Source organism: Streptomyces sp. NPDC002785, from assembly GCF_040295565.1.
In the GTDB taxonomy this organism is placed as follows: Bacteria; Actinomycetota; Actinomycetes; order Streptomycetales; family Streptomycetaceae; genus Streptomyces.
The window spans coordinates 1-11,108 of sequence record NZ_JBEOVN010000225.1 but is presented as its reverse complement, the minus strand read 5'-3'; the positions used below and the strand labels follow the sequence as shown (position 1 = coordinate 11,108).

The 11,108-nt window shown below is 73.1% G+C and carries 11 protein-coding genes; all 11 read right to left on the bottom strand.

Annotated elements, in window-relative coordinates; genetic code table 11:
* Positions 1–90: 90 nt before the first annotated feature.
* Positions 91–588: a hypothetical protein gene (locus ABTZ94_RS32705; protein ID WP_351206294.1), complete on the bottom strand. Its 498-nt coding sequence runs from the start codon at positions 586–588 to the stop codon at positions 91–93.
* A 25-nt stretch (positions 589–613) separates the two neighbouring features.
* Positions 614–1,063, bottom strand: coding sequence for an RRQRL motif-containing zinc-binding protein (locus ABTZ94_RS32700; protein ID WP_351206292.1), 450 nt, complete (start codon positions 1,061–1,063; stop codon positions 614–616).
* Positions 1,064–1,310: 247 nt separating this feature from the next.
* Positions 1,311–1,553: a hypothetical protein gene (locus ABTZ94_RS32695; RefSeq protein ID WP_351206290.1), complete on the bottom strand. Its 243-nt coding sequence runs from the start codon at positions 1,551–1,553 to the stop codon at positions 1,311–1,313.
* Positions 1,554–2,480: 927 nt separating this feature from the next.
* Positions 2,481–5,027 (bottom strand): FtsK/SpoIIIE domain-containing protein, encoded by a 2,547-nt coding sequence (locus ABTZ94_RS32690; protein WP_351206288.1) that lies wholly within the window; start codon positions 5,025–5,027, stop codon positions 2,481–2,483.
* A 145-nt stretch (positions 5,028–5,172) separates the two neighbouring features.
* On the bottom strand, positions 5,173–5,691 hold the full coding sequence (locus tag ABTZ94_RS32685) for a hypothetical protein (RefSeq protein WP_351206286.1): 519 nt from the start codon (positions 5,689–5,691) through the stop codon (positions 5,173–5,175).
* 34 nt (positions 5,692–5,725) lie between these two features.
* The gene (locus ABTZ94_RS32680) at positions 5,726–6,244 is read right to left on the bottom strand and encodes a hypothetical protein (protein ID WP_351206284.1); all 519 of its coding nucleotides are present in this window, start codon (positions 6,242–6,244) and stop codon (positions 5,726–5,728) included.
* Positions 6,217–6,612, bottom strand: coding sequence for a hypothetical protein (locus ABTZ94_RS32675; RefSeq protein ID WP_351206282.1), 396 nt, complete (start codon positions 6,610–6,612; stop codon positions 6,217–6,219). The genes ABTZ94_RS32680 and ABTZ94_RS32675 overlap by 28 nt, the downstream gene beginning before the upstream one ends.
* Positions 6,609–7,202 (bottom strand): hypothetical protein, encoded by a 594-nt coding sequence (locus ABTZ94_RS32670; RefSeq protein WP_351206281.1) that lies wholly within the window; start codon positions 7,200–7,202, stop codon positions 6,609–6,611. The genes ABTZ94_RS32675 and ABTZ94_RS32670 overlap by 4 nt, the downstream gene beginning before the upstream one ends.
* The gene (locus tag ABTZ94_RS32665; RefSeq protein WP_351206279.1) at positions 7,199–7,501 is read right to left on the bottom strand and encodes a hypothetical protein; all 303 of its coding nucleotides are present in this window, start codon (positions 7,499–7,501) and stop codon (positions 7,199–7,201) included. The genes ABTZ94_RS32670 and ABTZ94_RS32665 overlap by 4 nt, the downstream gene beginning before the upstream one ends.
* A 97-nt stretch (positions 7,502–7,598) precedes the next feature.
* Positions 7,599–7,799: a hypothetical protein gene (locus tag ABTZ94_RS32660; protein WP_351206277.1), complete on the bottom strand. Its 201-nt coding sequence runs from the start codon at positions 7,797–7,799 to the stop codon at positions 7,599–7,601.
* A 198-nt stretch (positions 7,800–7,997) separates the two neighbouring features.
* Positions 7,998–10,901 (bottom strand): hypothetical protein, encoded by a 2,904-nt coding sequence (locus ABTZ94_RS32655; RefSeq protein ID WP_351206275.1) that lies wholly within the window; start codon positions 10,899–10,901, stop codon positions 7,998–8,000.
* Between the last annotated feature and the right edge of the window lie 207 nt (positions 10,902–11,108).

Sequence of the window (11,108 nt, the reverse complement as noted above, 5' to 3'; positions counted from 1 at the left end):
GCCCCGGCCTGTGTGGCCGGGGCGGTGTCGTGTCGGAACAAGGGGTGCGCCGTCCGGCCGGGCCGGGACGGTCAGATGCCGGGTGTGCAGCTACGCGCCCGCTCCGGCCCGCGACGGCAGGGGAGTGCTGGCGCAGTGCGGACCGCCGGTGTCGCCGTCGTGCACGGTGTGGCCGTCGGTGCGTCGCAGTTCGGTGAGGATCTCCACCAGGTCGTTCTCGTCCTCAAGCTGCCAGCCGACGTATCCGCGCTCGCAGGTGCAGGGCACGAGCAGCGTGAGGACGTCGCGGTAGTCGGCGTCGTCGGTGACGGTGTGGTGCAGCCACAGGCCGCCGCCCATGCAGGCCACCGCGCTCGGCTCGAACCCGTTGTCGCGGAGGGAGGGCTGGCCGGTCCACGAGAATTCCTCGAGGGCCGTGCCGAGGGTGTCGGGGTACGCGCGATAGACGTGGTCGGCGGCCGCGGTCTCTGCGCCGTCGCTCTCCTCATCTCGGGAGGCGCGCGTGGTGGTGGCGACGATGTTGAACAGGATGGACAGCGGGGAGTCAGCCGCCAGGCCGGTGACGGGCGGGGCGAGGGTCTCGGTCACAGCAGTTCTCCTTCGGATGGTGCGGTCAGGCGGCGAGCCGGTGGATGACCGGGGCCGTGGGCGCGTAGTAGGTGCGTGGATCCGCCGGGGTTCCGTCGTGACACTCCAGGCAGCTGCCGAGTGTTTTGAGCGGCAGGCAGAAGGTGTAGCGGCGGCGGCAGGCCGGTACGGGGCAGGTCTGGCGTGCCGCCATGGCCCGGTCCAGCGCCCATTCCTGCGCCAGGGTCGCCGTGCGCTTGGGCTTCGCCAGGCCGACGTCGTAGAGCCAGGCCAGGTGCGTGCACTCGGTGAGCGGCCGGTACGAGCAGCGGCGACAGCGAAGTTGCGCAACGGGCCCGTGGCCGCCCGGCGAAAGGCCGGCTGCCCGTAACTGCCGGCGGGTGACCAGGAGACCCTTCGGGGCGCTGTTCCAGTCGTACTCGGGAAAGCCACCGGCTCCGTCGTCGTAGACGTCGACCAGGTCCTGGTCGTCCATCACGCGCCCCAGGTACCGGGAAGTCGGCGGGGCGGCAGCGGGTAGCGGGGTCCGGGGCGCTGCGGGCGGGGCCGGCCGATGCGGCGGCGCGGGCGGGGGATGAGCACGAGTGATCTCCTCCAGCAGTTGGGTGGGCATCACCGCGCCCCGCTGGCGTCGGTGCGTCGGCGGGGCGCGGGAGGCGGTGGCCGGGCGGCCTGTCCGGTCCTCGCCCGGTGGGGGCGAGGGCCAGGCGGGGCGTCGGGTCTCAGCGGGTGTTGCGGGTCCGGAGCAGCCGGGCGGCCTTCTGCCGCAGCTGGTCCCAGAGCGTGGGGTGGGTGTGCCGCCAGGCGCTGCGGTCCAGGCCGTAGTCCGTGAGGAAGGCCTGGGTGGCTCCGCAGGTGCAGGTCCAGGCGTAGGGCTCGGGGCGGGTGCCGTCGCGGGTCGAGGTGGCCGTGGCCTGGGTGCCGTCGTGGCGTCCGTGGTAGGTGCCGATCCACAGCGGTTTCATGGGAGTCCGTTCGGGTCGAAGACGGTGGGCACGGGAGTTGGTGGACGTTGGGCTGTCGTCGTCGGGTCCGGCCGGATCGTGGCGTGACTGTGGAGATCGGGTCGGAACTCCGGCCGGGTGGGGTGGGTTAGTGGCCGCCGTGGCCCATGGGGAACCAGCCGCCGCAGGGCCGCAGTGGGCGGTGATGTGCTGGCCCTCGGTGGCGGGCGCAAAGTGCGGGTCGTGCACCGGGCTGGACGGTGCGGGAGTGCGGGGCATGCTGTTCTCCGTCTCGTATTCGTGGCGGGGTCAGGGGAGGCCGGTCGGTGCGTACCTCGGGAGGGGGAACGGCCAGGTCGGCACGCTCAGTGACTGTCTGGGTTTCAGGCTGAGCACTGGCGTTCAGTTGCTCTCGCCCGCTGTTCGGCGGTGACCGGGGCCGCGGCTGGCGGCTTCGGTAACGCGCTCCAGGGGCGCCGATGGCGCGTCTTCGGCGAGAGCTGGAACGTCGGCCGCGCGGTGCGGCATGCGCCTGGGGCGGGCCGGCGGTCGGCCTGGCGGCGGGGTTGCGCCCGGGCTCTTCGGCGGGGGCCTTCGGGCGGGCCGGGCCCGCTCACCGTGCTGTCCGACTGATTCGTCTACCCGCCGTCGCGGGGCTTTGGCGGGGGCCTATCGGGCGAGGGGGTGGGATTGCGGCTGGTGGTGTGTGTCGGGGCTGTCGGGGTGTTCGCCTCCTACACATGGGTTGCGGTGTGTGAGCGTGTATGGGGTGTTGGGGTTGTCGGGGGTGGTGCCTGATGGGCGGCTGTCTGGGGCCGCCGGGCGGGTTTTCGGGGCGCCTTTCTGACCCCAGACAACCCATACATGCAGGTCAGGACCCACTACAGAAGCGGCATCCCAGACGGGGTGTCTGGGATGCCGCTGTAGGGGTTGTACGGGGTGCGGTGGTCACCCTCGGTATCTATTGATGGCGGTGGCGAGGGTCTCGGCGTAGTAGCCGAGGCCGGGCTTGTCGGTGCCGGGGACGCGGAGCTGGCCGCCTGCCGGGCGCTCGACCTCGACCTCCCGCAGAAGGGTGTTGAGGGCGATCCCGAGCTTCCGCGAGTCCTCGTATCCGAGAGCCTGGGCGAGCGGTCCGGTGTGCATCCGGCCGCCCGCGTCGAGGACCGTCTTGTGCGCGCGCAGCAGCAGGATGGGGACGCCGTCTGCGCCGGTGAACTTGTCGCCCTCGACGCTGCCCTCGGCGTCGAGGACGTCCTCCCCGGCCTCGGTGTCGGGGTCGAACTCGTCGTCCAGGTCCTCGCCGAACTCCTCGTCCACGTCGTCCAGGTCGGCCAGGGCGGCCGGGGCGGCCGGTCGCGGTGACGCAGCGTGTCCGGGAGGCGGAGTGCTCAGGTTGCGCATCGTGGCTTCGATCGGGTCGTTCCACTGTCCGCGCAGCCGTCCGGCGGCGGTGCGGATACGGGTGATGGTGTCGATCAGTTTGAGCAGATCGGGGCCGTCGAGCCAGAGGGAGCGGATGCGGCGGTAGCGGTCGGCGAGCAGGATGCCCATGCCCCTGATCGCCGGATCGAGCTTGGAGGCGTCCCAGCCGGCCTTGGCTGCGCCCTGGCTCAGCGCCATGTTGGACTCGGTGGTCTCGGTGACCCGCATTGCCCACTTCCAGGTGATGTTGCCGGTGACCAGGCGGGGCAGCACGCCGTCGGCGCCCTTGGTGACGACCTGGGTGGCGACGACGAGGATGATGCCGAACGCCAGGCCGCGGGCCGCCAGCGAGGAGAGTGCTTCCTTGATCGCTGCGCCGTGCTTGCGGTCTCCGGTGATGGCCGCGGCTTCGTCGATGACCACCAGCTCGAGGCCGCCGAGTTCGGCGATCAGGGCGGGGTCGTCGATCTGCTCCATTCCGTACTGCTTGAGGATCGCGGCACGGCGGTCCAGGTCGGCGACGAGGGCCTCGAGCAGAGCTTTGGTGCGTTTGGCGCCCTTGGGTCCGGGCTCGTCGATAAAGGTCGAGGCGAGGTGCCTCCAGCGGTCCTGACCGGGGGCCTTGCCGTCGACTAGGCGCAGGTTCACCCGCAGGTCCAGCAGGGCGCCGGCGATGATGCCGCGCAGGGCCGCGCCCTTGCCGGAGCGGGAGGCCCCTCCGAGCGCCAGGCTGGTGTCCTTGAGGACGAGGTTGACCAGAGCGCCGAAGGCGTCGAAGGCAACCGGGATGCCGTCGGCCCAGACGTCGACGGTGTCCATGTCGACCAGGGGGGAGGTCCGCGGCTCGGTGAACGGGTCCTCCTGGAAGGCGGCGACGGCGATGGTCTTGGCGGTGCCGCCGGCCGAGGCGTGGACCGGGTCCATGAAGAACCGGGCCCGGTCCAGGCCCATCTCCCCGGCGACCTGGCCGAGTTTGGGCAGGACGGTCTCCACGGTCACCCCGTCGCCCTTGGGCAGGACGACGTGCGCGAGCCACCCGCCGGGCACGCGGGTGATCGAGTCGGGCCAGGCGAGGCGGACGGTGCCGTCGCTGATCGCTCCGGCGGCGAGCATCGCCTCGGTGAGCTGGTCGGTCTCCTCGCAGTCCAGTTCCCCCTCTGCCGGGCCGGACGGCGCGGCTGGAGCGGGGGTGTCGGCCGGTGTCCAGGAGGCGGTGAAGCCCGGGGCGGCAGCGGCCGGTTTGGTGAACCCCGGCCCGGCCGGGGCGGCCTGATTGGGGATGAAGGCCGCGCCTGGAGGGCCTGCGGCGGCAGACGCGGACGCGGTGACCGGGGCGGCGGGGGCGGCGTAGTCGAGCTGGGGGATCTCGGGCGGGGCCGCGCGCCAGGTGGTGAACCGGCCCTTCGCCCAGCCGACGGCCATCAGCCCGCCGAGAATGCCGCCCAGGAGGGTGGGTCCGCCGACCTGGAGCATGCCCCATCCGGCGGCCAGGCCGATGGCGATGGATTTCCACCGGCGGCGGTTGGCCATCCGCTTGCGGTGGCCGGCGAGCTCGGCGGCGGTGGGCTCGCGGTGCCCGGTGTAGGGCTGGAGCTCGACCTGCCGGACACGCTCACGCCACGCGGTGGCCTCGCTCCGAAGCTTCTCGGCGTCCTTGCCCAGACGCTGGTGGTCGCCCGGACCGGCATCGTCGGCACTGGCCTCGGCCAGCCGCTGATCGGCCGACTTCTCCAGCTCCTCGGCCTTCTCGATCAGGCGCTGCGCCTCGCGGGCCACCTCTTGCTGCCAGGTGGCGTGCCGGTCGTTGAGGAGGTCGGCGCGGACGTGGGCGTCGGTGACCAGAGCGCTGTTGAACCATCCGGCGCGTTCGGCGCCCAGGACGCGCAGGCCCTCGCGGACGGCGGTGGCCTCGCGGAGGGCTGCCTTGCTGAGGAAGGTGAGGATGCGGGGTGCCAGGCTGGGGCGGTCGGTGGCATCGGCAGCGTCGTTGGTGTCGGTGGTACTGGTGGTGGGCTCGTCGTCGACGAATTCGGCGTCGACGATGATCCGGTCGGGCAGACGGGATGTCACGGTGCTTCTCCAGGGGCTGGTGGTCGGGCCGGGCGGTTACGGCCGTCCGCACACACGAGCCGCCCCTGACCGCCGGGGCGGAGGGGCGGTGCGGGTGGGTGCGGGCGACCGATGGCGCCGGGACACGGCGGTCGGGGGAGCGGGGTCAGCCGACGGACCCGAGGAGCTGCGATCCGAAGTTGTTGACGGTAGGGATCACGGTGGCGGCCACCGCGCCGCCGAGGACGGCGGACAGGCCGAGCAGGACGCCGGCGATGATGCCGCGCTTGGCGAGCTTCTTCTCTTCAGACTTGATGGCCTTCCACAGACCGAAGACGACGACGGTCAGGAGGAAAAGCAGAATGTTGCCGTCGGCGGTCAGCTCGACGGGGGTGGCGCGGACGGCCCGGGTGGCGTCCCCGCCGGTGATCCCCCACAGGGCCAGCGACCCGGCACCGTTGCCGAACAGGGTGATGGCCCCGGCACCGAAGGCGATCAGGCCGCCGGTGCACATGGAGGCCATGCCCCCGTAGGCCATTCCGCCCGCGAAGGGGATCAGGGTCTTCCAGTCCTTCTTCTTGGACTTGAAGTTGGCCTTGAGCCAGTGGGCGGCGAAGTGGGCCGGGATGGCCAGGCCGATGGCCAGGCCGCCGGCGGTCAGTGAGGACGTGGGCAGGTTGAGCACGGTGACCTCCGGTCACATCGCAGGGGAAGGGGGGTTACTGGAAGGGCAGGTTGGCGGTGATCTGGTCGCCGAGGTGGTTCACGGCCGGGATGAGGGTGAGAGCGGCCAGGCCCGACGCCGCCACGGTCAGCCCGGCCGCCGAGCCGACCAGGGCGCCGGCCGCGATCTGGCGGCGCAGCTGGTTGTCGCAGCAGCGCCAGGCGAGGACGAGGACGGCCAGGAGCACGGTCGTGGCGACGGCGCCGCCGGGGCTCATGCCCGAGGGCGCGGTCTCGGGCAGCAGCCGGCTGCTGCCCGTACCGACCACGGCGTTGCCGAGGGGATTGGTGATGGTGGTGGCGGTGCGGCGGGCGGCCCAGCCGAGCAGGCCGCCGGAGCACAGGGCGCTGAGCAGACCGATCAGCAGGCCGCCCGCGATGGCGGCCGCCGACGGTGCCTCGCGCCCGGTGCGCCACCATCGGGCGAGCGTGAGCACGAGGACCGCAGCCGCCAGGCCCAGGCCGCCGAGGGAGAGCTGACCCGGTGTCACGGCAACACCCCCCAGGTCAGCCATGTGAGGAGGCTGAACACGGGTCCGGAGACGGCGACCAGGAAGGCACCGAGGACCGCCAGGGCCCACGGGGTGGCCAGCCGGTCGTAGGCGGCGCGTTGGGCCGGGCGGGGCTTCAGCGGCAGGAGCCAGCAGCTGACCGAGACGGCCAGCAGATAGAAGACAACAGAGACTGCAAGCTCGACCGGCACCGGCACGGCGTGGGCCAGGTACGGCCACCTCACGGCGGCGGCGACGGCGAGGAGGCCAAGCCCCGGCGCGGGGCGCCGCAGACGGTCCGCCCGGTCGGTGAGCCCATCGCGGGTGAGCGTGCGGACAACGCTGGTCAGGCAGGGGACGGCGAGGCCGGCGAGCAACGCTCCCACGGTCATGACCACACCCCGGTGAAGAGGTAGCCCAGGAGGTACAGACCAGCGGGGGTGACGAAACACGACGCGACGATGTTGCAGGTCAGGACCCGGGCCAGCCAGGAGCGGCCACGCTTGCGCAGCTCCAGGATCCCGGCGGCGGCCAGGGCAGCCATCAGCACCCCGGGCTCGTCCCCGCAGACGTGCAAGACCTTGCCGGTCACCGGGAGCAGCAGCAGCCCTCCGACGAGGGCGGTGCCGTTCCACGCGGGGTGGAGGCGGGACAGGCTGAACCGGGGTGGCCGGTCCTGCTGTGCGGGCTGGGCGGGGTAGTAGTGGTGGTGATGCACGGTGGGCGCGGGCGCCGGGTCGGCCACTGCCACACCTCCGCCACCGCGGGGCGGTGGAGAAGCGGCCGGAGGCCTGGCCGGGGGAGCGGCAGGGGGGCCGGCCGGGGGCGGGGTGGTGCGCCGGGGCGGTGGCAGGAACGGGTCCGGCACGGACGGCGGGGTGGGAGGCGGAGGCGGGGGAGGCGGGGTGCCGTTGTCGGTGCGCTCCGTGGAGAGCTGGACGTCGGTCGGCTCGATCGGCTGTCCGTGGGTGGTGGCGGTCATCGTCGGGCCTCCGTATCGGTGCTGGTGGTGGTGTCCGTGTGGCCGTGTTGGTCGTGGTGGAGCCAGGCCCGCACGGCCAGTTCGTCCGCGTCGGCGGTGGCCGGGCCGGTGGGTGCGGGGGTGGGGGTGGTGGCGGGCCGGAACCCGTCGGGCAGCCGCTGCGGGACCGTGGCGGCCGGCGGGGCGGGCAGGGGGCGCCCGGGCAGGCGGGTGACCGTGACCGGGGCGTCGGCGAGCGCGAGACGCCGCAGGTGGTTCAGGCGGCGGGGACGGCGGACGTGCAGACAGGCGAACAGCACGGGCTCTCCAGAAGGGGGTTGAGGCCCCGAGGGGCTGCCGTACCGGGTGTCGGTGCGGCAGCCCCTCGGGGGTGTGCGGAATGGAGGTGCGGGGTGGTCAGCGGGTGCGCCACCAGCCGCCGCGGTCCTGGCGGGAGCGCTCGGAGGCCTCCCACGCCTGGCCCTGCCGGTCCGCCGCCTTGGCGTTGCGGTGGTGGTTCTCGCGGCGCTTGCGGGCCGCCTTGTCGCTCGCGGACTCGCGGTCGCTGTACTGCTGTGCGAGCTTCTGGTCGTTGCCGACCAGGCCGAAAAACGCCATGGTGGAACGCTCCTGACGTGGTGTTGGGAGTGCATGAAAAGAGCCGCTCCTGGCCGGGCCCTGGAAAGCGGGCCGGGAGCGGCGTCGGCCCTGACGGCCGTGGCACACCACCAGTCGTCGCCGGCCGGGCTGATCCGGTGGGCGGGGGCTGGTGGCGACCATGCGGTGTCAGGACGTGATGCGGTCCGGACCGCCGGGTCAGCGGTCCGTGTGCTGCTTGAGGGCGACGGCGATCTGTCCGGCGCGGTCCGTGGCGATGGAGCCGCCTTCGGTCCGGACCGCCTTGGCGATGTTGTTTCGGTTCAGCGGCTCGTTCGCGGTCCGGAGCCGGTCCAGTGCGGTCCGCTCCAGGTCCGTGAGCGTGATGACCGTGCGGTCCGGACCGCCGTCCTCGTTCCGGTCCGGACCGATTGCGTTGTCCAGTACTTCCTGGTCGGCCGGTCCGGTGCGGTCCGGCTCCTGCGGTCCGGGAGCGGCATCGGCGGTCCGGACCGTCACCCCGCGCGTGGCCGATGCGCTCTGGGTGGCGGGCACGGTCCGAGGACCACGGTCCGGACCGGGGTTGGTCGGCAGGTCAGCGCTCTGCGGTCCGGCCGGACCGGGTTCCAGGGCGAGCGCCGGTCCGCCGGTCCGGTCCGTGGCTCCTGCGGTCCGGACCGGACCGTGGACCGCGTTCCGGTCGGCCGGACCGGACCGGACCGCGTACCCGCCGTGCTGGACCGGGCGGACCGGAGCGGGGCTTTCCAGCGGTCCGTGCCGGTCCGTACGGGTCAGGGTGAGCACGGTGGGGATGGCGGCCGGTCCGTGATCGTGGGTCCCGATGCGGGGGACGACGACCCTGTGCAGGGCCAGTCCGGTCCGGACCGCCTTGCGGTCCGCGAGCTGTGAACCGGCTGCGGTCCAGGCCCGGTCCAGCGTGGTCAGGCGCGGGTCCGTGATCGCGAGAGACCAGGCGGTGAAGCTGTGGACCGGGTAGCGGAACCAGCGGACCGCCCCGATCGAGGGGCGGGCCTTGGCGACCCTGCCGTCCTCGCGAAGCGTGCGGCGGTGAATCAGCGACGCGTACAGCTCCCACAGCACCATCCCCACGATGCTCATCGCGGCAAACGCCACCGCCTTCGGGGTGAAGTGCCAGTAGGTGATCTGCTCCGTCCACTCCTGGGCCCTCGCGTCCCAGACCCGGCTGCCGGCCACGGCCTGCCCGGACGCGTGCCAGAAGTTCATGACCGCCGCCCCGAGGGCGAAAATCCATGTGCTGACGCGGTAGAGGGTTCCGGCGTCGCCGCCCTGGCGGGCCTGGTGGTACATCCACCCCACGAACGCCGTGCTGAGTTCCCAGGCGGCGGCGAACAGAATCGTGAACGGGACGACCCAGCCGAGGATGTCCTCGGCGAACCCGGCCTGTCCCGTCCACGCCACCGCCATCGGCGCCGTGATCGGCCCGATGACCATCAGGCGCTCGGAGTTGACCTTCACGAACTTCTTGACCCGCTCCGTACGGGTCGGCTTCCCGGCCCGGGACGCAGCCCGCAGGTCCCGGGCCTTCGCCTTCCGCTCGTCCCGGGCGCTGTGCCGCTCTTCGCGGGCCTGGTCCTTGAGGCGCTTGCGTTCCAGGGCCTGCTCGGTGCGGTCGGTGGCGCGCTTCATCCGCGCCGCGGCCTCGGCCGCCTTGTCGTCGGCGGCCTTCAGCGTGACGTCCGCGTCCGCTTCCCGCAGCCGGGCCTGTGCCAGGGCCTGCTCGGCTTCCTTGAGCTCCGCGTCCCGTTTGGTGCGGGCCGCGGCCAGGAATCGTTCGGCCTCCTCGCGGGCGGTGCGGGTCAGACGCTCGGCGTCCTCGGCCACCGTCGCCCGCAGCCGGCCGATGTCCTCCTTGGCCAGCGTGCGCGTACGAGCCGCATCCGCACGGGACGCCTCCCGCTCACGGGCGGCATCCTCACGCAGCTCGGCGGCCACCTTCTCCGCTCCGGCCCGCACCTGCCCGGCGTGGTCGTCCGCGCTCTCGCGCATCCGGTCGGCCTCGCCCCGCGCCCGCTCGATGACCTGTTCGGCGTCGGTGGTGGCGCGGGTGCGGGTCTCCGTCGCGGTGCGCTCCGCACCGGCCAGCAGCTCGGTGCGTACAGTCTCCGCGTCGGCGAGGGCCTTGGCTGCGGCCTGCGCGGCCTCGGTCCGGACCTGCTCCGCCTGGACGGCCGCCGTGGTGGTGACCTCCTGCGCCTGGCGGCGCGCGTCGGCGAGCAGCTGCTCGACAGCCACGTGGGCGTCGGCGAGGACCTGATCGGCCTCACCGGCCGCCGTCGTCGTGACGGTGTCGGCCTCGCGGCGCGCGTCGGCAAGCAGCTGCTCCGCCGTCGCTTCGACGGCGGCGCGGAGCTGCTCCGCGTCGGAAGCCGCAGTGCTCGCGGCTTCCGTACGGACCTGGTCGGCGTCGGCCTGGGCGGCGGCGAGCACGCGGGCCTGCTCGGTCGTGGCAGCCTCGGTGATCAAGGCCGCCTCGGTGCGAGCGCCGTCCAGGAGCTCGGTGGCGCGTACCTCACCATCGACGAGGATCTGCTGGGCCCGCTCCTGGGCGCGGCCCTCGATCGCCGTCCCGGTACGGGCGGCGTCCGTGCGGTGGCGTGCTGCCAGAGCACGGGCGGCCGTCCGTGTATCCCGGGCGTCGGTACGAGCCTGTTCACGGATACGGTCCGCGTCCCGGGTCGCCACCATGCGGGTAGCACCCGCGTCGGCAGTGGACTCGCGCAGCCGCCGTCCGGCCTCCTCTGCGATCTCGTCCCTCACCTGACGGGCGTGACCGGCAGCGGCCGTACGAACGGCGGTCGACTGCCGGGCAGCTTCGTCGATAAGGCTCTGGACGCGGAGCTCGGCGTCGGCCAGGAGCTGGTACACCTGGCGGTGCGCGGTCTCCCGTGCGAGGTCGGCGATGTCGGTGGCACGGTCCCGGGCATCGGCGGTAACTGGGTCTGCCACTGGCCGGGGACTGGGCCCGACCACCGCCGTCTGGGACTTCGCGGCTGGAACAGTGGGGGGCTTCGGGGTGGTCTTGCGGGTCCGGGTCGGCGGCTTGCGCCGAGCCGTGGACTTCGAGCGGGCGGCGGTCGCCACGACAGGGACTCTCCTTCGAACACGGGGGCACAGGGGGTGGGGTCTGGGCTATGCCCAGGAACGGTGAGGGGAAAGGCCGGCGTCCCGGCACGCGGGCGGCTTGGCCTCGGGGCTGGTCTGGGGCGGGCAGCGAAACGGTCGCCGCTCCCGTGAGGCGGGAGCGGCGCCCCGGACCGCGCGCCCCGGGGGGGGCGGGGTGGTCAGGCG